Origin of the sequence: Maribacter sp. IgM3_T14_3, assembly GCF_049603095.1 — a bacterium.
GTDB lineage: Bacteria > Bacteroidota > Bacteroidia > Flavobacteriales > Flavobacteriaceae > Maribacter.
Map to the genome: position 1 here is coordinate 1,303,202 of NZ_CP187138.1, position 20,818 is coordinate 1,324,019.

The 20,818-nt window shown below is 36.1% G+C and carries 17 protein-coding genes; 13 read left to right on the forward strand and 4 right to left on the reverse strand.

Going from position 1 to position 20,818, the window contains the following annotated elements; genetic code table 11:
• The first annotated feature begins 5 nt into the window (after positions 1 to 5).
• On the forward strand, positions 6 to 293 hold the full coding sequence (locus tag ACPF9A_RS05980) for a hypothetical protein (RefSeq protein ID WP_424002560.1): 288 nt from the start codon (positions 6 to 8) through the stop codon (positions 291 to 293).
• Between the two features lie 116 nt (positions 294 to 409).
• Here the strand turns inward: ACPF9A_RS05980 and ACPF9A_RS05985 are convergent, their stop codons facing one another.
• Complete coding sequence (locus tag ACPF9A_RS05985) at positions 410 to 859, reverse strand: BLUF domain-containing protein (protein ID WP_424002562.1); 450 nt, start codon at positions 857 to 859, stop codon at positions 410 to 412.
• A gap of 231 nt (positions 860 to 1,090) precedes the next feature.
• Here ACPF9A_RS05985 and ACPF9A_RS05990 point away from each other — a divergent pair, with 231 nt between their 5' ends.
• On the forward strand, positions 1,091 to 1,513 hold the full coding sequence (locus tag ACPF9A_RS05990; protein ID WP_424002564.1) for a hypothetical protein: 423 nt from the start codon (positions 1,091 to 1,093) through the stop codon (positions 1,511 to 1,513).
• Between the two features lie 110 nt (positions 1,514 to 1,623).
• Positions 1,624 to 2,133, forward strand: coding sequence for a peroxiredoxin-like family protein (locus ACPF9A_RS05995; protein ID WP_424002566.1), 510 nt, complete (start codon positions 1,624 to 1,626; stop codon positions 2,131 to 2,133).
• 92 nt (positions 2,134 to 2,225) lie between these two features.
• On the opposite strand, the gene ACPF9A_RS06000 is transcribed toward ACPF9A_RS05995, so the two are convergent.
• Positions 2,226 to 2,942 (reverse strand): ribonuclease activity regulator RraA, encoded by a 717-nt coding sequence (locus ACPF9A_RS06000; RefSeq protein WP_424002568.1) that lies wholly within the window; start codon positions 2,940 to 2,942, stop codon positions 2,226 to 2,228.
• A 22-nt stretch (positions 2,943 to 2,964) separates the two neighbouring features.
• Positions 2,965 to 3,933, reverse strand: coding sequence for a sugar phosphate isomerase/epimerase family protein (locus ACPF9A_RS06005; RefSeq protein ID WP_424002570.1), 969 nt, complete (start codon positions 3,931 to 3,933; stop codon positions 2,965 to 2,967).
• 170 nt (positions 3,934 to 4,103) lie between these two features.
• Between ACPF9A_RS06005 and ACPF9A_RS06010 the strand changes: the two genes are divergently transcribed.
• From ACPF9A_RS06010 to ACPF9A_RS06055, 10 genes are all read left to right on the forward strand, one after another.
• Positions 4,104 to 6,413: a chondroitinase-B domain-containing protein gene (locus ACPF9A_RS06010; protein ID WP_424002572.1), complete on the forward strand. Its 2,310-nt coding sequence runs from the start codon at positions 4,104 to 4,106 to the stop codon at positions 6,411 to 6,413.
• A gap of 26 nt (positions 6,414 to 6,439) precedes the next feature.
• Positions 6,440 to 7,492 carry a polysaccharide lyase family 7 protein gene (locus tag ACPF9A_RS06015; protein ID WP_424002574.1) on the forward strand — a complete coding sequence of 351 codons (1,053 nt, stop codon included), beginning with the start codon at positions 6,440 to 6,442 and terminating at the stop codon, positions 7,490 to 7,492.
• A 76-nt stretch (positions 7,493 to 7,568) separates the two neighbouring features.
• Positions 7,569 to 8,786 (forward strand): D-mannonate dehydratase ManD, encoded by a 1,218-nt coding sequence (gene manD, locus ACPF9A_RS06020; RefSeq protein ID WP_424002576.1) that lies wholly within the window; start codon positions 7,569 to 7,571, stop codon positions 8,784 to 8,786.
• Between the two features lie 41 nt (positions 8,787 to 8,827).
• Entirely contained in the window at positions 8,828 to 9,967 is a 1,140-nt protein-coding gene (locus ACPF9A_RS06025) for a Gfo/Idh/MocA family protein (protein ID WP_424002578.1), read from the forward strand.
• A gap of 128 nt (positions 9,968 to 10,095) precedes the next feature.
• Entirely contained in the window at positions 10,096 to 11,850 is a 1,755-nt protein-coding gene (locus ACPF9A_RS06030) for a sodium:solute symporter family transporter (protein WP_424002580.1), read from the forward strand.
• A 13-nt stretch (positions 11,851 to 11,863) separates the two neighbouring features.
• Positions 11,864 to 12,685 carry a hypothetical protein gene (locus ACPF9A_RS06035; protein WP_424002582.1) on the forward strand — a complete coding sequence of 274 codons (822 nt, stop codon included), beginning with the start codon at positions 11,864 to 11,866 and terminating at the stop codon, positions 12,683 to 12,685.
• A gap of 150 nt (positions 12,686 to 12,835) precedes the next feature.
• Positions 12,836 to 15,172 carry a chondroitinase-B domain-containing protein gene (locus tag ACPF9A_RS06040; protein ID WP_424002584.1) on the forward strand — a complete coding sequence of 779 codons (2,337 nt, stop codon included), beginning with the start codon at positions 12,836 to 12,838 and terminating at the stop codon, positions 15,170 to 15,172.
• 5 nt (positions 15,173 to 15,177) lie between these two features.
• On the forward strand, positions 15,178 to 17,406 hold the full coding sequence (locus tag ACPF9A_RS06045) for an alginate lyase family protein (protein WP_424002586.1): 2,229 nt from the start codon (positions 15,178 to 15,180) through the stop codon (positions 17,404 to 17,406).
• Positions 17,407 to 17,426: 20 nt separating this feature from the next.
• Entirely contained in the window at positions 17,427 to 17,801 is a 375-nt protein-coding gene (locus ACPF9A_RS06050) for a cupin domain-containing protein (protein WP_424002588.1), read from the forward strand.
• Positions 17,802 to 17,882: 81 nt separating this feature from the next.
• Positions 17,883 to 19,133, forward strand: coding sequence for an Nramp family divalent metal transporter (locus ACPF9A_RS06055; RefSeq protein WP_424002590.1), 1,251 nt, complete (start codon positions 17,883 to 17,885; stop codon positions 19,131 to 19,133).
• Between the two features lie 105 nt (positions 19,134 to 19,238).
• Here ACPF9A_RS06055 and ACPF9A_RS06060 read toward each other — a convergent pair whose 3' ends face one another.
• On the reverse strand, positions 19,239 to 20,333 hold the full coding sequence (locus ACPF9A_RS06060) for a type I phosphomannose isomerase catalytic subunit (protein WP_424002592.1): 1,095 nt from the start codon (positions 20,331 to 20,333) through the stop codon (positions 19,239 to 19,241).
• Positions 20,334 to 20,818: the final 485 nt, after the last annotated feature.

Consider the following 20,818-nt stretch of genomic DNA (forward strand, 5'->3'; position numbering starts at 1 on the left):
AAATTATGGCATTTAAAACCAGTAATGAACTCTCATTGCATCTGCAACAGTATCAGCTCGACTATTACACCAAGGGTAATGCCTTAAAAGTGCACACAGTACTAACAGAAGCAATGCCCATAATCGAATTTGAAAATGAGAAATGTGCTTTAGATTTTAGCAAGAGATGCGAAGATTTAAAAAGTGTCGAGAGTCTAACTGACATACATGACTATTCTGAGAAATTTGCTGAAAATCTACTTAAAATAATCCTATTGTTAAATAGCTCTACATTGTCAACAAACCCCGGCTAATTCAGCTTATATAACATGCCAGAAAACCAATATAATTTTGAAATTCGGTTATCTTGAATCTTAGTATGAAATGAATTATTAATTACACTAGATAGCGCGATTACGTAATAGGTATATCACCGGTCTTTATTGAAATTCTCATGCCCTATTTTATTCAATAACAGCTTGGCCGCCAACCAAAATCGTTTTGAAGTCGGATTTGGTACAACGGACATATTAGGAATATAGAATTCGGGATTAACCATTAGTTTTATATACTGAAAAGCTTCATTCGGAAGATTATTTGATAGATATGCCATGCTCCAAGTATCAAACTCTCTAGTATAAATACTGCCTTTAGAAAGCAGGATAACTTCATAGTGACGAGCATCTACCCTAATTTTTTCAAAGAGCTCCGAAACAATATCCACATTGCCTTCTAAGTATTGGATAAAAAATCCATCATGATAGATAAGACATCCGGTAATATCAAGCTTATCATTGAAGTTTCTAGACTCAACCAGAATTTCATCAATTTGTGCCGGTGAAAGGGAATTTGCTACAGATTTATATACAAGATTGAACATATATCGCTTTGAAGAATGAACTGCCAAATAAAATATAAGATACCAACTTTCACCGAATAATAAGAATTAAAAGGTATTCTTTTTCTTACAAAAAATACTCAATAATCACATCTATTAATTTGAATATTAATCTAGTACTGCTATTAGTTGCGTCAATTATTAATTTGATTGCGACTAATGGCCCGTGTTTTAAGATATAATTTCACCAAAGAATCTTTAAATAAATACGTTATGAAAATTAAAATGATATCGATGTTAGCATTAACCATAGTATTAACATCATGCTATAGCACTAAGAAAACAAGTACAAAAAACTCGAAAGATAGTATGGCTGCTCAAGAAACTTCTAATACCACTTCAAACACTGCGGTTATAACTAATAATAGCACTACGCTAAATAATGAAACATCGACAGCGATAAAATCATCAAATTCTTCAAAAGAATACGCACCAATGTATTCATCTTTAGAAATGACCGACGAGCAAATACGCAAATTTAGTACTGCAATGGACCAATTTAAAAGCAAACAAGCTAATATGGCAAGTGGCGAAATGTTAGGAACGATTGAAAGTGAGCGTACTCGTCAATTAGAAACTATATTATCTAGCTCGCAATTGGCTAAGTACGAGAAATGGTTAATAGATAATCAATAAATAGCTGTTTACATATTTATGTATTGCATCAATTCTAAAAGGTATGCAACTAAGCTTTTGTAAAAGTCTACTATACCTTTATTATATACTAATAAAAAGATAATATTATCATGATAAAACCCACAGCTCAAGTACCTGAACTAAAACTACCTTTAATTAATGATACGCAATGGAATTTATATGATCAGACTAGTAAATCGTTTACTATGCTGGTCTTTTACCGAGGTCTTCATTGCCCCGTTTGTAAGAGTTACCTAGAAGCTTTGACCAAAAGACTAAAAGATTTTAGTGACCGAGGAGTGCACTTAATTGCCATTAGTAGCGATAGTGAAGAACGTGCAAAAAAAGCTGGAAAGGAATGGAAAATTGCAGAACTGCCGGTAGGGTATAATTTACCTATTGAAACTGCTCGTGAATGGGGATTATTTATTTCTAAAAAAACTTCTGAAAAAGAACCCGATGCATTTTCTGAACCTGGTCTATTTTTAATCAGACCTGATAATACCCTCTATGCAAGTGCCGTACAAACGATGCCTTTTGCTAGACCAAATTGGGACGATATATTAAATGCCATCGATTATGTCAACAAGAACGATTATCCTGCTAGAGGGGGTGAATAGAATAAACTTCTAAAATTTTTTACATAAAAAAAAAGTGATAAGTTCTATTATAGCGCTAATCACCTTTTTTATTTTTTACTTAAATAAGTGAATTACATCTTACCTAACTTCCATTTCTCGAACTTTACTTTTGCATCTTCACTTACCATGGGGTAGAGTCCTATCACAGGTTCCCCTCCTTGTACCATTTCCAATACGAAATCTTCATACAAGGTCATCTGAATACATTCATCGGCAACCTCATCGGCAAGATGTGCCGGTATCACCATTACTCCGTCATCATCTCCTAATATAATATCCCCAGGAAAAACGGCTACATCACCACAACCAATAGGATCATTTATAGCAATAGCTTGGTGTAAAGTTAGATTTGTAGGTGCTGTTGGTCTATTGTGATATGATGAAAAATCTAAATCTGCGATCTCGGCAGAATCTCGAAAACCACCATCGGTAATGATACCCGCAGCTTTTCTTACCATTAATCTTGTCACCAAAATAGAACCTGCAGAGGCCGCTCTTGCATTTTGCCTACTATCTATAACCATTACACTACCTTCTGGACATTCTTCAACGGCTACTCTCTGTAAATGCTTAGGATCCCTAAAAATAGTGATAGGATTTAAATCTTCTCGTGCTGGTATATACCGCAATGTATATGCCTCGCCCACCATGGTTGGTCTACCTAATTTTAATGGTCTTACACTTTGTATAAACTGATTTTTAAGTCCTTTTTTAAAGAGGCAAGTGGCAACGGTTGCCGTGCTTACCTTTCTTAATTTCTCTCTTGTTGCGGTTGATAGTTTGGTCATTATAAGTGTGTATACGTTTTTATTATTCAGCGCTTTGCCAAGCATTCTTGATGAAAAGCAAATCTCTTTTCATGTTTGCAAAGACTACTTTTTTATCTATTGTAATATGGGAAGCTCCATGTTCGGCTCCTCCTAAATCATATTCTAAATGTAGCGATATTGGCACATTGATCTTATACTTTTTAAGTAATGAAAAATAACTTTTAAAATCTACCATACCCTCCCCTAACGGAGTATTGATCGGTTGCCATTTTCCGTCTTTGTATCCCCATTTAAAATCTTTTATAACTATTGATTTTATTAAAGATTCTATACGACGTAGGTCTAATTGCCAACTGGTACCGCCTTCGACTACCGCGTGTCTAATATCATATTGACATCCTAAATAATCAGTATTAGATTTTGATAAAATGGGTGGTAGATCCCAAATTGGTGCCCCTACATGATTGCCTGCATGATTTTGATAACATCCTATCAAGCCCAAATTTTTATTAACCTCTGACAGATTAATTGCCTCGCCTGCATATTTCGCCTGACTTTCTTCTATTGATATATCTTCGGGATACATCAGCCACCCGGTTCGGTAATGACTAAAACCAGTTGAGCTCGCTGTTGATAACACCTTCATTTCTGTATCATCGACTAATCCCCAAACATTTGTGGTCAGCATTTGCGGATTCAAACCATACTTTTTCATTGCTTCTACCGCTTTAGGTAAATCATCGACAACTCTCTCTGGTAATACATGCCCTTTTGGGCGTACGGTCAAATCTAGTCCGTTAAAACCGATTTCTGCCGCAGCAGCCGACATTTCATTATAATCTAAAAATTGTAAATGCTTAGAGAATACATTCACCTGAATATCTTCATTAAAGGTCTTTTTCGGATTAAAAAGCTCATTAGGTAGCCCTATAAATGGTACACTTGCAAGAGCTGCAGTAGATAACTTCGTAAAATTTCTTCTTGATAATACTTTTTTATCTTCTATCATTTTTAATTACCTTTTTATAATCGGATAATTGGTTTTATGTTAAATAGTTGCGATTCTTACAAATATATGTATTTTTGGTAAACCAAACTGGTTTACCAGTTTATTGCTATTACACTTAAAAACCCCTCTTTTTAAGCCTTTTAAAGTTCAACCAATCTAACAATTCTATAATGAAAAAGTGCTTCATACTATTAGCTACCCTTCTTTTACTGGTCTCATGCGGTGAAAATTCTAATGACCGTGCGATAACCGTAAAAGATATTAATGCGTTGAACACTGCCATATCTAAAGCAGAACCCGGCGATGAAATTATTATGGCGAATGGGGATTGGAAAGATGTTACGATAAAATTTATTGCCTATGGTAATGAGCAAAAACCAATTACACTGCGAGCTGAAACACCTGGAAAAGTTTTAATAACGGGCACCTCTAATTTAAAACTTGCGGGTGAGTATTTAGTAGTTGACGGACTCCAATTTACCAATGGATCATCGCCTTCTGAAGCGGTTATCGATTTTGGAATTAGTGAAGATTCGGTCGCTAATCATTCTAAGGTTATCAATAGTACAATTATAGATTTCAATAAATCTCAACGAAATGATACCGATTTATGGGTGCTTTTTAAAGGACGACACAATGAGCTAGACCATTGCTACATTGCCGGAAAATCTAATAGAGGACCAACAGTAAGAGTTGACCTTGCAGGAAATAACAGTATAAAGAACTATCATAAAATTACCAATAACTATTTCGGACCTCGACCACCAAAAGGGGGCCCAAGTGCAGAGACCATACAAATCGGCAATAGTTTTACCTCAATGGCACCAAGCTACACTCTTGTTGCCAATAATTATTTTGACCACTGTAATGGTGAAGTAGAAGTCATCTCTAGTAAGACAAATTTCAATGAATTTAGAAACAATGTATTTTTCAAAAGCGAAGGTTCTTTAGTTACCAGGCATGGTAATTACTGCATTATCGATGGTAATATGTTTATTGGGGATGAAAATTCTGAACAAATTGGTGGTGTACGTTTAATTGGAACGGGACACTGGGTCACTAATAACTATTTCTACAATTTAAACGGGAAAACTTTTAGGAGTCCGCTTGCAGTAATGAACGGTATTCCGAAATCGCCATTGAATAGATATTTACAGGTTACCGATGTTGTTATCGCTAACAATTCATGGGTGAATTGTGTATCGCCATGGCAATTTGGCGTAGGATCCAATACTGACCAAATAGATATTCTGCCTAAATCTGAGATTCGATCTGCCACACCAATACGAACTATTGTAGCAAATAATCTTATTTACAATGATAACGGTGACAAACAACCTATCGTTGCACACGACTCTATAAATGGTATTGATTTTAAAAGCAATGTTATCAATAATCAAGGTCTAATGTTTGATGTTGTTGACGGACTCACACAACAAGATTTTGGGACTACCGTAGTTGATGAATCTATTTTAATGCCTGATAATTCACTAGATGATTTCAAACTTTATAACGGATTTGAATTTGACCAAATCACCGATGATTTATTCGGTAACTCTAGAGCTGACAGTAATAAGGTCGGTGCTGTGGTCGGCAAGCCTTTAAATAAAAAGAATATGATGGATGTATCTCAATACGGTCCTGACTGGTATGCTAACACAACTTCAAAGAACACTGAAAACAAAACTCATTCAGCAAGTACCGTTGCCGAACTTACCAGTGCTCTTACCAATGCAAGTAGTGGAGATACTATTCTTTTATCATCTGCTCGCTATGATGTAGGTTCACCTATAAAAATTGATAAAATAGTTACCATTCAAGCTGCGCAAAAAACTACTATCCAATACAACGGAGCTGCTGAAACCGCAGCATTTGAAATGAACCCAAAAGGTCAACTTACCCTTAAAAATGTTCATCTAATTGGCAACAATGAACAATATGCTTTTGCCAGTTTAAAGAACAATATGTCTAGCCTTTACAACCTTACCGTAATTGATTGTGAAATATCGAATTTCGATTATGTTTTAAAAGCCTACAAATTGTCATTCTCTGAATATATTACTTTTAAATCTACACAAATTAAAGATTGTGCGAATGGTTTAGAACTATCTGAAGAAACTGATGACAAAGGTGAATACAATGCCGAGAACATTACCATTGAGGATTGCCTATTCGATGGCGTTGCAAGTAATGTGATCGATTATTACAGAGGTGGCTACGACGAATCTACCGTTGGTGGTAATTTGATAGTGAACAATAGCACATTTACTAATTGTGGATCGAAAGCAGAAGAAGGTCTACTTCTTAACACCTATGGTATTATCAATGTAAATCTTGCCAACAATAAATTCATTGACAACCCTGTACAAATAGTAGCTCGCCTTTGGGGCGCTAAAAACAACAGGTATTCAGATAACGAAATAAAAAACTCTGGTAAAATTCTAGTTGAAGAAAATTTGCCTCTTAAACTGATGTATTAAACTCACTCTCGTAAGAACATTATAAAATGAAAAAATCACTATTTACCATCATTGTAGTATTTGTATTATTCGCCTGCAAAGACAATTCAAAGAAAGCTTCAGATACTAACGAAGAAGCAACAACCGAAATTGAAACGGCTGTAAAATATCCTAGCGATATTATTCCGTTTATGAACGAATGGAAAATTCTATTAGGTGATGGCACCTATGAAGATAATCTTAAAGATTACGCCAAAGATGATTTCTTTTATGTTGCCAATGATGGAAAAACGGATTGGGTAGTTTACAAAACACCTAACAGTGGTATTACTTCAAAAACATCTAGTAATACCAGAACAGAGTTAGGTCAAAAAGCACATTGGATCCCTGAGACTGGGGGGAAATTAACCGGGACTTTAAAAGTGCAACATGTATCTACTTCTGGCGATGCAAGAGTTGCCGCTTCTTATGCTGTTGTGGTAGGACAAATACATAGTGATGAAGGACATGAGAATGAACCGATAAAAATATTCTACAAGAAATTTCCGGGGCATACAAAAGGTTCTGTTTTCTGGAATTATGAGATTAATACAGAAGGTGATAATTCAAAAAGATGGGATTACTCTTCGGCTGTTTGGGGCAATGATATGTCCGTTGTTGGGGCTGATGCTACAACACCTCCTGCAGAACCCGAAAATGGTATCGAATTAGGTGAAGAGTTTAGCTATGAAATCAATGTCTATAAAGGCATCATGTACCTGACTTTTAAGAGTGACGGACATGAAACAGTAAAATTCACTAAGAACCTATTAGCGTCTGAATTTACTAAAGTAATTCCAGAACAAATCAAAACCTTATATGCTTCAATTGGTCGAGATGGTCTAGAACGTGAAAATGCATACGCAGGCGAAATTCAGTATTTCAAACAAGGTGCATACAATCAAACCAATGGCAAATCTCCTGAAGATAATATTGTTTGGAGCACAGGTGCCGATGTATATGACGGTGATATTGATCAGCAATATGCAAACGGTAGCTATACCGAAGTTTGGTTTAGAGAAGCAACAGTTGGCCCTGGTACTTTACCTACCCAAGAGTAATATTTAACTGTTACTAATCTCTTGAATAGCTATGTTTTAAATTGAAATCCAAATAGCAATCAAATTAGATTCTCGTATGAAAATAACCGACATAAAAGTTTTTGTTTGCTGTCCTGGTCGCAATTTTGTTACTGTTAAGATCATAACAGAAGATGGCACTTACGGACTAGGTGATGCTACACTTAACGGCAGGGAAATGGCCGTTGTAACCTATATAGAAGAACATATTACACCATGCCTTTTAGGTAAGGATGCCCATCAAATTGAAGATATTTGGAATTATTTATATAAAGGCGCCTACTGGCAAAATGGGGCTGTAAGTATTGCTGCTATTGCTGCAATAGATATGGCTCTTTGGGACATTAAAGGAAAACTTGCTAATATGCCAGTTTACCAATTACTTGGAGGAAAAAGTAGAAAAGGTGTTACCATTTACGGTCATGCTAATGGCGAAAGCATTGAAGAGGTTCTTCAAAACCTAGGGGCCATGATAAAAGATGGCTACAAAGCGGTTCGTTTGCAATGCACCATACCTAAAACAAAAGGTACTTACGGCACTATGGAAGGCAAAAAAAACTATTACGAATTGCAAGGTAATAGACCCTTACCGCCAGAACAAGAATGGTCTACTAGTAAGTACATGAACTTTATTCCTGAACTTTTTAAACAGGCTAGAGATAAATTTGGTTTTGACATAGCACTTTGCCATGATGTACACAGTAGACTTACGCCAATTGAAGCTGCAAGACTATGTAAACTCTTAGAACCGTATAATCTTCTTTTTATTGAAGATGCAGTGACCACAGAAAATGCCGAAGGTTATAAAGTTATAAGAGAACATACTAATACTCCTCTGGCTACGGGCGAAAAATTTAACACCATTTGGGATGCTAAAGAGATGATACAAAATCAGTGGATTGATTATGTACGAACTGCAGTAACTCATGGTGGCGGATTGACCCCGTTAAAAAAATTGGCCGACTTCGCTTCACTATATCATGTTCGTATGGCTCCTCATGGAGCTCCTGATCTATCCCCTATTTGTTTAATGGCTCATATGCATTTTAATCTATGGGCACCTAATTTTGGTATTCAAGAATTTATTGGTTTTGGCACTCCAGAACTTAATGAAGTTTTTAAATATGAAATTGAGTTGAAGCAAGGCTTACTTTACATGGATGACAAACCTGGCTGGGGAGTTGATTTTGATGAAGAAGCTGCTAAAAAATATCCTTACAAACGCTCTTATCTCCCCGTTAGTCGTTTGGAAGATGGAACTTTATGGAACTGGTAAAATACATCTTACAGAACTAATATTTATTGAAAGAGCTACACATGGATAGAAAATTAAAAGTCCTGATTTCAGGAACCGGATTTGCTGGACAAGGACATGCCGATACATTTAGGGCAGTAGGTGCAGAGGTTGTAGGTATAGTTGGTAGAACACCAAATGTGGTTAAAGAGGTCGCTAAAAAAATGGCTATTTCATATTACGGTACCGATTGGCAAAAAGCATTGGTAGATTGTAAGCCCGATATCGTATCTATAGCCACCCCAGGTGGTGCACATTTCGAAACCATAAAGCAAGCCATTGAGTTTGGTTGTCATGTATACAGCGACAAGCCATTGACCGATACTGGAGAATCTGCATTAGAGTTATTTGACCTTGCAAAAAAGAAAAATGTAAAAACTGCATTTGCATCTAGCTTTCGTTATATGCCCTGTGTTATACATGCAAAACAATTAGTAGCAGAGGGCGTAATTGGGGAACCAGTAGAGGCAGAGTTTATATCTCACTTTAATCTAGAGCGTGATATTCCTTTTGGTTGGTCTCATCGCAAAGAAGATGGTGGTGGTCGTTTAAACAACAACTTTACCCATATGATGTCTATTGCAACATCGGTTATTGGTGAAAATATTTTATCGATACTTGGAGAAGTTCGTGATGATTTAGGAAGGGCTCCTATTGTTAAAGGTGTTCATAATTTTAAAAATAGACGAGATCATATCCCAGAAGACCTTAATGACCCTTCGCTTAAATGGGGAGAAAGTAATGTAGAATGGTCATATACCGTAATGGCTCAACTAGAAAGTAAAATTGCGAACAAACCTGTTTCTATCCTATTTAAACATGGCGGTCTTAACCCACGGTTCAACGAAGACCATATCGTATTCTATGGCACAAAAGGAGCTATTTATATTAAAGGGCATTACGGCATGGGTCCTTTATACATTTGGGATGAAAATAAAACATGGAGAGAGCTGCCATTACCTAAAGAAATAGTTGACAACCAGCCAAAAGTTAAAGGCGATACCGAAAGAAATTGGCAGTTTTTGGCTCGAGAATTTGTTAAAGATATTAACGGTGAATCGTTTACTTATTACCAATCATTTAAGGAAGGAAGTCTATACCAACAACTTATTGATTTAATTAGAACGAATAGTAACTGGACCGATGTTCGGCATTTGCAGTAAATTATCTTAGGGGAAATTTCGAGGAATTTAAAAGAACCTAATACTTGTTATTTTGAGGCAAACCTACTTGTTCTGCAGGCAGCCTTATAAAATTTTTAATCCCGATTATCGAGTAAAAACAAAAAACTATGTTTTACGACTATCTAGTAATAGCACTCTACTTTGTTCTAATACTCGCTATCGGCGTAGTATTTTCACGAATGGCAAGTAACTCCACCAGCGATTATTTTCGAGGAGGAGGTAAAATGTTATGGTGGATGGTCGGCTCTAGCGCATTTATGGCGCAATTTTCGGCAGTAACTTTTACAGGCGCAGCAGGTAAGGCATTCGCTGATGGTTTTGCAATTTGCGCAGTGTATCTAGGCAATACATTCGCCTACTTTTGCGGATGGGCGTACTTCACCTATCGTTTCAGACAAATGAGGGTAGATACGCCCACTCAAGCAATAGGGAGACGATTTGGACCTGACAATGAACTATTTTTTTCTTTTTCATTAATAGTATTCTCCTTTCTCAACGCTGGTGTTTGGTTAAACGCTTTAGGGGTTTTTAGTAGCGCTGTTTTTGGAACAGACATTAGCATAACGATTGTTGTGATAGGGCTTACGGTACTTTTTGTATCGGTGCTTTCAGGTGCATGGGGTGTTGTGGCATCGGACTTTGTTCAAACCTTGGTAGTGGCAGTTGTTTCTGTAGCATGTGCGGTAGTGGCATTGGTTAAGGTTGGTGGTCCCGTTAAAATGATAGAGAATTTTCCAGGCGGTTTTCTTATTGGCCCAGATATGAACTACCCCCTAATATTGTTCGGTACTTTTGTATTCTTTTTACCAAAGCAGATTATAACCATGATGAATCTTCACGATTCGTTTCGATGGCTTAATGCAAAAGACTCATTCAATGCCAAGAAAGCGGCCTTATTGGCTATGACTTTAATGGGTTTTGGAACAATTATCTGGTTTATTCCGCCATGGGCAGCTGCCAGCTTAATACCAGATGCTGTCGAAGGCTATACGCAACTTGGCAGTAAAGCGGGAGATGCCATATACTACGAGTTTGCCCGAAATATGATGCCTATGGGTACTGCAGGATTGCTCATGGCAGGTCTTTTTGCTGCGACAATGTCTTCAATGGACTCGGCCTTGAATAAAAATGCTGGAATCTTTGTAAGAAGCATGTATCAACCCTTTCTTGCTAAAAGAAACAAAGAGGCCACGGACAAGAAATTGCTGAAAATTAGTAGAATTGTCAGTACTATAACCGGTATCGGGGTAATTATTACCGCATGGTATTTTGCATCGCTAAAGGAGCTAAGTCTGTTTGAACTTATGATTTCAGTTTCAACTATGGTGCAAGTACCTATGATGGTGCCTCTTTTGTTCGGAATTTTCATTAAGAAAACGCCCCAATGGGCTCCTTGGGTCACCATTGTCTTAGGGTTGTTCGTTTCATGGTTGGTAGTAAATGTGTTTACAGCAGATGTTGCTGCCGGTATGTTCGGTATCGAATCGCTAACTAATCGTGAAAGCGTTGACATGAACATTATTCTAACAATTGCCGGTCATGTGTTCATAACTGGAGGATTTTTCTGTTTGACTTCATTTTTCTACAACGAAGCTAAAGACAAAAACAAAGCCGAGACTAATCGCTTTTTCGAGGATTTTGAAAGACCTGTTATTACAGATGGCGAACAAGACGATATTGACCGCCAGCAAAGAAATAAATTGGGCAGTATGGTATTCGTCATGAGCGGAGGTATTTTGCTGATGGCCCTTATTCCCAACCCCCTATGGGGACGTATACTCTTTGTAATCTGTGCGCTGATTATTGCCGGTATAGGCTATTTGTTGAGACGTAGCGCTAAGATTAAAGTTATATCGACCTAACTCAACCCTTATCATGTATAGAAATTTATTATTACTTCTCTTACTATTAGTATTAGGTTCCTGTACCGAAATCAAAGTTCAATTGGCACATGGTATAGATGAATCAGCAGGAGGAGGTTCTGCGTATATTGTCACTACACCATCGGCAACCTACTATCTCGAAAAGGAAGGTGGAGGCTTATCGAGTATGATTGATAAAGATGGTGCAGATTGGATTGGATTTCACAATAAGAAAGGTTCAGCTCATAAAGGGGAATATCGAGGCTTCCCCAATGCTATTCATCGACAAGATGGTAACTACTTTCACCCTATGAATGCCGGTACAGAACTATCAACCTCTGAGGTGGAAATTAAGCTTAAAAACCATGTTCGCATCACTTATTTTTCAGAGAACAAACAGTGGCAAGGTCAATGGGATTTTTACCCAGATCGTTGCGACTTTACAATGACTCAAATTAGCCCTGGTTATAAATATTGGGTGCAGTATGAAGGAGTACCGGGCGGAGAAATGAATACGACAGATTTTTGGTATGCCTCTATTGACAATGTAAAACACCAAATTACGGAACCTTTCACTGGAGATTTACCATCACCTGAATGGATGGCTTTTGGAGATAAAAATTCTCCTCGAGTATTGTATATGTTGCATCATGAGGATGACGAATATCCGGACAATTATGTCAGTAGGTCAGATATGACAGTATTTGGTTTTGGTCGACAAAACGGAGAGAAAACAACCAAGCATCTTACAAATGTTCAATCCTTTTCAATTGGTTTTATAAATTCTACATCGTATTTAGCCATAGATGAAGCTATCAGAGAATCACTCAATTGACTAATTTCTATATAATTTTTCAAATCCTTAATTTTAGCTTTATTGAATCAACAATAATGGAATAAACAGACCTATTAACTGTTAATTATTTGGTAGTCTTGCAAATATCTGTATTTTTGGTAAACCAAACTGGTTTACCAATTTTAACATATGAAACATTTACAACGCCTCTTTTTATTCTCTTTTTTATCACTTACTTGCTCATTTGCCATAGCACAAAAAACAGAACGGGTAAAAAACATAGCTGAATTTGAAGAGATGCTGACCAAGGTTCAACCAGGTGATAGCATTGTTCTTGCCAATGGTGTTTGGATGGATTCTGAACTTCTGTTTGAAGCAAACGGTACCGCAGAAAAACCAATTACACTTATCGCAGAAGAAAAAGGAAAAGTGATTTTATCTGGCTCATCTAATTTACAAATCGCTGGCAATCATTTAATCGTTAAAGGTCTCGTATTCAAAAATGGCTATACGCCTACCAACGCTGTTATATCTTTCAGAAAAAGTAGAGAGCAAATGGCTAATAATTCTCGCCTTACCGAATGTGTAATCGATAACTTTAATAACCCTGAGCGCCAAGTACAAGATTATTGGATAACCATCTACGGAAAAAATAATCGTATTGATCACAATCATATTGCAGGTAAAAAGAATTTAGGAGTTACAATGATCGTTGGTTTAGATACTGAAGATAGTAGAGCGAACAACCACCAAATAGACCACAATTATTTTGGACCACGACCTACCTACGGAAACAACGGAGGTGAAACTTTAAGAATAGGCACGAGCCACAATGCTTTAGAAAAATCGAACACCTTGGTTGAATCTAACTATTTTGATAGAACTAATGGTGAGCATGAAATTATCTCTAACAAGGCATGCAATAACACTTTTAAATACAATACATTTTTTGAATGCACCGGAACCTTGACTATGCGCCATGGCAACGAAACATTGGTAGATGGTAATGTGTTTATTGGCAATAATAAACCTAGTACTGGCGGGGTTCGGGTCATTAATGAAACACAAACAGTTATTAACAACTATCATGTTGGCTTGACAGGATATCGTTTTAGAGGTGCCTTCGTGATGATGAACGGCGTGCCAGATTCACCACCAAATAGGTATGTACCCGTTATCGATTCTAAAGTAAACAACAACACTTTTGTAAACTGCGAAAACATACTTTTTGGTGCAGGTAGCGATGCCGAAAGAAGTCAGGCACCACGTACTTCTGAGTTTTCTGAGAATATCATTTACAACGATACCAAAAAAGATGTTTTTACTATTGATGATGATATTAGCGGTATCACTTTCAAAAACAATATTCTTGGTGAAAATTTAGAAACTACTATTGCAGAAGGATTTAAGAATGCCAAAATTAAACTGGTAAAAGACAAAAACGGATTCCCGATTCCTACTTCAAATAAGATTAAAACAAAAGTTGTTATTAGTCCGAATATTGCAACTAAAGAAAATACTGGAGCATCGTGGTATTCAAAAGCAGATAATACTGTCGCGTTAAACTCTGGTAATACTATCAATGTAGCCGCAGGTATTAATACGCTGTACGATAAAGTAAAGGAAACGAAAGCAGGTGATATTATCATTCTTGAAGATGGCGGCACCTACCTATTGACTAAAGCCGTTCAAATTAACCATCCACTTACCTTTAAAACAATCGGTAAAGAAAAAGCTACGATCTTATTTGAAAGAATGATGGCTTTTGAAATTGAAAATGGCGGTAGTCTATCTCTAGAAAACATCACTTTTGATGGTACCAAATCACCAGATTACGCAGGTAACTCTGTTATCAGTACCAGCAAAAAATCTATGATCGATAATTATAAGTTATTCATTGATAGATGTGAGTTTAAAGATATGGTCGTAAACCACTCTTTTGATGTATTACGTGTTGCTAAAGGAACTTTTGCCGACACTATTAGCATTCAAAACTCTACCTTCAAAAATATCTCTGGTAGCATTGCAGCTTTAGATAAGGAAAGTGATGACATCGGTGCTTACAACGTAGAGTATTTCTTAATGAAGAATAATGCAATTACCGACTTACAAGGTGCAGCTTTACGTTTGTATAGAGGTGGCAAAGACGAAAGTACTTTTGGGCCGTTTTTAGAAATGGAGCATAATGTATTTGACCATGTCGGTTATGGTTCTAAAAATAAATATGATGCTACCGTTTCTTTATACGGCGTTCAAGAAACAGCCATTAAAAACAACATTTTTAAAGATAGTAAGGCCATAAACATGCACCTGGTAGTCGGTGAACCAATGGTCAAAGTTCTTAATAATGCTTTGAGCAATTCAGAAAAACTTATGGTTACCGGCGATCAAAAATACCAAGTAGAAAACCAATGGGAACTTGCCCCCGAATTTTCTGAGGACAGCAATTACTCATTACCTTCAAATTCTCCATTAAAAGGTAAAGGTACTGATGGCAAAGACTTAGGGCTACTAAAAATCGAATAACAAGCATGATTAAATACTTAACAACAATATCCATTTTTATTTGCGCTATTTTAATAACGTTCAGCGTAACTGCACAAGAACACCCTAGCCTTATTCTTACCAAAGAGGGAGTTGAAAAAATAAGAGCAGAATTAGGTTCTGTACCTCTATTTGATGCCTCGTTACAACAGTTAATAGAAGAAATCGATGCCGAAATCGCTTTAGGTATCGATACACCTATACCAAAAGATTATTCTGGCGGCTATACTCATGTTCGTCATAAACGAAACATGATCGTAATGCAACAGGCTGGTGTTTTATATCAAATATTAGACGATGAAAAATATGCGAAGTATGTAAAAGACATGCTTATGCAATATGAAGTCATGTATAAAACATTACCACTACACCCAAAAACAAGATCTTATGCTCGAGGTAAATTATTTTGGCAATGTTTAAATGATTCTAACTGGTTAGTTTACGTTAGCCAGGCATATGATTGTGTATATAATTACTTAAGTGCAGCTGAAAGAAAAAAGCTAGAAAAAAACCTTTTTAGACCATTCGCAGATCACATTTCAGTTGATAGTCCGCAATTCTACCAAAGAGTACACAACCACAGTACGTGGGGTAATGCAGCTGTTGGTATGATTGGTTTAGTAATGAACGATAAAGAATTAATTGATCGCGCTTTATACGGCATTCCTGATTTAGAGATGGACAAAACTGCTAAAGACGATGATGGCGGATTTATTAATAAGGAAGGTAAAGCCGGATTTCTAGCAAACATAGAGGAACCTTTTTCACCTGATGGGTATTATAACGAAGGTCCATATTATCAACGTTATGCAATGTATCCGTTTTTGATTTTTGCGGAAGGATTACATAATGTAAAACCAGAATTAAAAATTTTTGAATACAAGGACGGAGTACTTTTAAAATCAATCAACGCCCTTTTAAATTTATCTGATGCAGATGGAGATTTCTTTCCCCTAAACGATGGTCAAAAAGGAATGTCTTATTACAATGACGCCTTAGTTACTGCTGTAGATATTTCTTATTATTTCGGAAACCAAGACCTCGGATTATTAAGCATCGCCGAAAAGCAAAATAAAGTATTGTTAGACGACTCTGGATTGGCAGTTGCACTGGGAGTAAAAAATGGAAAAGCAAAACCTTTCGATAAAAAATCAATTAATTTATCTGATGGACCTAACGGAAAACAAGGTGGTGTAGCTATTTTGCGAAGTGATGACTTAGAACTTGTTTTTAAATATGCCGCTCAAGGCTCAAGCCATGGGCACTATGATAAATTATCATACTCCTTCTACGAAAATGGCAATGAAGTACTGCAAGATTACGGATTAGCTCGTTTTGTAAATATTGAACAGAAAGGTGGCGGTAATTATCTGAAAGAAAATAAAACTTGGGCGAAGCAAACCATTGCCCATAACACCCTTGTGCAGAATGAAAAATCTCACTACCAAGGTAAATATGATATTGGCAGCAAGCACAACCCTACTTTGTATGTTTTTGATGATTCTAATGCCGACATACAAATTGTTAGTGCTATAGAAACTAATGCGTATCCTGGTACAGAGATGCACAGAACAATGGCTATTATTAAAGACGACGAATTCGAAAAACCATTCATGCTTGATATTCTTCGAGTTAAATCTGATAGTACCAACCAATATGATCTGCCATTTTATTTTATGGGTCAAGTATTGAAAACAAATTTTGAATACGAAGTTCCGAAAACTCTTGAACCTTTAGGTTCTGATAACGGGTATCAACATTTATGGTCAGAAGGCTGTGGAAGTACAACAGAAGAAAACACTAAATTAAGTTGGCTAGAAAAAGGGAAGTTCTATACTCTAACATCTACAACTTCAAATGATGACGAGTTAAGATTTGTACGAATAGGCGCCAATGACCCTGAATTTAATTTGAGGAGAGAGGCTGGTTTTATTATCCGCAGAAAAGATACTCAAAACACACTTTTTGTTTCAGCGATCGAAGCACATGGTAGCTATAGTCCGGTTTCAGAATCTGCCGTTAATTCTAATAGTTCTATTTCGGCTTTAAAAGTGGTTTTAGATACTATAGATTACACCGCCATTTCAATTACTACCGTAAAAGATAAAACCAAACTATTTATTTTAGCAAACACAAACGCTTCTAAAGAAGCAAAACATACTGTAAGAATTGACGATAAGAATTATGAGTGGTCTGGTTCTTATTATTTTAAATAGAATATAGAAAAATTAATATTATGAAAAGATTTAGCGAAAAATATGTTATCACTAAAGACATGGAATGGGAAGTACTTGGTGGCGGAGTATCAAGAAAATTTTTAGGGTATGACAACCAAATCATGATGGTACGGGTAAAATTCGACAAGGGTGCTTTAGGTGCACCTCACCAACATTTTCATACACAAGCTACCTATTGTGTTTCAGGTAAATTTGAATTTGTAATCGATGGCGAAAAGCAAATTGTAGAAGCAGGTGATGGCGTTTATATTGAACCAAATTTATTACATAGTGCAGTTTGCTTAGAAGAAGGCGAACTTATTGACACTTTTAGCCCTGTAAGAGAAGATTTCTTAAGTGGTGTGGGTCCATCTTATTTTAGCGATAAAGAGTAAGATATAAGCTATTTACAGTGACTTTAAATAGATTTTTTGAAGTACTATTTTTATAACATATGAAATGCTGAACCAATAATCATGACAACTGAAAATAATTCCCTGACAGGAAAATTTAAGAAACGTCTCAAAGATTTTGGTCCAGCATTTTTTATTATCGGTTATGTTGTAGGTACTGGTAGCGTTACCTCAATGGTTGTCTCAGGTGCTAAATATGGTCTTAGTCTTTCATGGGCCCTATTACTCTCTTGTTTTTTCACCTACTTCTTATTGGTGTCTATTAGTAAATTGACCATCGTTTCTGGAAATACTCTAATGTTCAATTTCAAAAAGGCATTCGGTAAACCACTCACAATTTTTATTATTACTGCATTACTTGTCTCTATAGTTTCATCTTGTATTGGTGTTATGGGCGTAGTTGCAGAAGTAACCATGGAGTGGATTTCAGTAAAAACTTCCATTTCATTTCTTAACAAACCTGTAGTTTCCATCTTTTTTATCTCATTGCTTATTGGGCTTTTTTGGACCGGTAAACATGAAAATTTTATAAAAGCCATGAGTATTATGGTTGGCTTTATGGCTCTGGCTTTTATTATTACCAGCTTTATGGTGGTCAAAGAAGCAGGTACTTCAATTACTGAATTTTTTCCAGAATTACCTAAAGGCGATAATAACGGATTGGTAATTGCCGGTATAGTTGGTACTACAATGGCAGGTGTTTGTTTAGCGTCGAGAAGTATTCTCGTTCAAGAACAAAATTGGGGCTTAAAAGATTTAAAAACTGAAAACAAAGATGCAATGTCTTCAATGGTAATGACCTTTTTTATAAGTCTTGCCATAATGGTCAGCGCAACGGGAACCCTATACTTTAAAGGTGTTCCTGTAGATGATGCTACAGACATGATGAACGCGTTAGGACCTTGGGCCGGAGATTTCGCCCTTACCCTATTTACCCTAGGGATTATTGGAGCAGGTCTGTCATCCATTTTTCCAAACCTACTACTCTTCCCCTGGTTAATTGCAGACTATTCTGGTACAGAACGCGACATGAAAAAACCGCTGTACAAACTAATTGTTGTATTGGTGGCGCTGTCTGGTTTAATTGTTCCAATACTAGGAGGAAAACCAGTTTGGATATTAATTGCATCTCAAGCTTTGAGTCCGTTTGTAATGCCATTGATTACTCTCTTTCTTATTATCCTCTTAAACAAAGAGAGTATCATGAAAGAGTACAAAGTAGGTATAGGGATGAATTTAGCCTTAGGCGCCACTTTTATTTTCAATTGTTATATGCTTTACGTTGCATTAATCGGATTTATTGATTTCCTTTAGGATCACATATAAAGAAATAAATTAGATTGCAATAAAAAAGGGCAAACAAATAACTTAATATTTGTTTGCCCTTTTTTTATCATGTTTGGATTGAAAATTAATCTCTTAACTTGGAGGATAACATAACAAAATCTTGGATGCTACGGTAGATGTAAATTTCACTTCGTCTATGGCTGCAGAAAAGAATATTTCATCACCTTGGGTAAAGCTGTATTCTTTACCACCACATAAAATAGTTCCTTCACCAAAATAAATAACAGCTACAAAAAAGCTTCCGTTTGCTTTAATGGTATATGATCCATTTAAATCTAACTCGCTTAAACCAAAGCAATCTGTGTGAGTTTTATTAAATATGGAATTTAATGTATAAGAATCAGATGAACCTATAGTTTTAGGTGAAACCTTCCATCTTTTTACTGCCTCTTCATAAGAACACCCATCATAATGAAAACAATCTAGCATATTTTGCTCCCCTACCCCTTGGTGTATCAATTCATCAGAAATTGTTAACCCTGCAGGAGTAACTTTTTCTACACGCATAGTATAATCCGTAGGTTCTTGAACTTCCATTAAAAAGCACCCACTACCAATTGCATGTGGTACACCGCCATATATCATATATGCATCACCAGGGTTCACTTCTATCTTGTGAAGACTGTTCAACATACCTTCTATATCTTGAGCGACAAATAATGTTTCCCATTGTGCTCTAGTAACCCCTTCTTTGAAGCCCATATAAATGACACTTTTCTCGCCATTTATTTCACGCTTATTTAAAACGTACCATGATTCAGTTTTCCCGAAAGCGGAATTCAACATGGTCTTGGCATACTCTTTATCTGGGTGAACTTGTATGGTTAACCTTTCTTTAGAATCGAGCATTTTAATCAAGACCCCAGTAGTTCCAAATTTATCAGCTAACGCTTTACCTAAATACAGCTCTTTGTTCGAGGCCACTAATTCTTTTAGGGAATATGTACCTGACGGAATTTCTACAAGTGAGAGTCCTTCGTTTTCTGGTCTGCCATTACCCCTTGCAGTTACGGTAGACATAATCCACTCTTCTGGCATGCTACCATCTACTTCTGGCGTGTCTTTTTTCCATCTATCGATTAGTGCCCCACCTTCATAAGTTCGCCAAACTCTGTTCGAAAATTGTTTAAGAGGCATATAAGCGTAGTGTTCAAAATCTTTATTCATAAATGCTGTGTGTATTGTTTTATTAAAATCGACAGAAAACAATGAAAATCAAAATATTATAATCATTTAATGTGATAAAAAAGCAAATAAATAATTGATTATAGCGCGAAAAACACGTCAAACCTAACGAATAAACAGCAAAATCTTACTGAAAAATCAGCTTGAAATTGTATAAGATGAAATAAAACAAATAACAATTAAAATGTTAACCAAATACCATATCCTCAATATAATGGGGTTTTAAAGAGATTTTCAAAAATTAAAACCAACCAAATCTTGTTAAAATGTAAAATTCTATTTTTTTAACGAATAAATAACATATATTTGGTAAACCAATTTGGAAAACCAATTTGGAAAACCAAAATTAAATGAATATTACTCAAATTGAATTCGAACTTAAAAAACTTTAAAATAGCTATGATAAAAAACTAAGAAATACACCTTCAACACATCACAGCTTATTTAAGTGATAGAATTTATTACAA

Excerpts from the sequence above, each read along its gene's own strand:
- ACPF9A_RS05980 (WP_424002560.1), top strand. The coding sequence starts at position 6 with ATGGCATTTAAAACCAGTAATGAACTCTCATTGCATCTGCAACAGTAT.
- ACPF9A_RS05985 (WP_424002562.1), bottom strand. The coding sequence starts at position 859 with ATGTTCAATCTTGTATATAAATCTGTAGCAAATTCCCTTTCACCGGCA.
- ACPF9A_RS05990 (WP_424002564.1), top strand. The coding sequence starts at position 1,091 with ATGAAAATTAAAATGATATCGATGTTAGCATTAACCATAGTATTAACA.
- ACPF9A_RS05995 (WP_424002566.1), top strand. The coding sequence starts at position 1,624 with ATGATAAAACCCACAGCTCAAGTACCTGAACTAAAACTACCTTTAATT.
- ACPF9A_RS06000 (WP_424002568.1), bottom strand. The coding sequence starts at position 2,942 with ATGACCAAACTATCAACCGCAACAAGAGAGAAATTAAGAAAGGTAAGC.
- ACPF9A_RS06005 (WP_424002570.1), bottom strand. The coding sequence starts at position 3,933 with ATGATAGAAGATAAAAAAGTATTATCAAGAAGAAATTTTACGAAGTTA.
- ACPF9A_RS06010 (WP_424002572.1), top strand. The coding sequence starts at position 4,104 with ATGAAAAAGTGCTTCATACTATTAGCTACCCTTCTTTTACTGGTCTCA.
- ACPF9A_RS06015 (WP_424002574.1), top strand. The coding sequence starts at position 6,440 with ATGAAAAAATCACTATTTACCATCATTGTAGTATTTGTATTATTCGCC.
- manD (WP_424002576.1), top strand. The coding sequence starts at position 7,569 with ATGAAAATAACCGACATAAAAGTTTTTGTTTGCTGTCCTGGTCGCAAT.
- ACPF9A_RS06025 (WP_424002578.1), top strand. The coding sequence starts at position 8,828 with ATGGATAGAAAATTAAAAGTCCTGATTTCAGGAACCGGATTTGCTGGA.
- ACPF9A_RS06030 (WP_424002580.1), top strand. The coding sequence starts at position 10,096 with ATGTTTTACGACTATCTAGTAATAGCACTCTACTTTGTTCTAATACTC.
- ACPF9A_RS06035 (WP_424002582.1), top strand. The coding sequence starts at position 11,864 with ATGTATAGAAATTTATTATTACTTCTCTTACTATTAGTATTAGGTTCC.
- ACPF9A_RS06040 (WP_424002584.1), top strand. The coding sequence starts at position 12,836 with ATGAAACATTTACAACGCCTCTTTTTATTCTCTTTTTTATCACTTACT.
- ACPF9A_RS06045 (WP_424002586.1), top strand. The coding sequence starts at position 15,178 with ATGATTAAATACTTAACAACAATATCCATTTTTATTTGCGCTATTTTA.
- ACPF9A_RS06050 (WP_424002588.1), top strand. The coding sequence starts at position 17,427 with ATGAAAAGATTTAGCGAAAAATATGTTATCACTAAAGACATGGAATGG.
- ACPF9A_RS06055 (WP_424002590.1), top strand. The coding sequence starts at position 17,883 with ATGACAACTGAAAATAATTCCCTGACAGGAAAATTTAAGAAACGTCTC.
- ACPF9A_RS06060 (WP_424002592.1), bottom strand. The coding sequence starts at position 20,333 with ATGAATAAAGATTTTGAACACTACGCTTATATGCCTCTTAAACAATTT.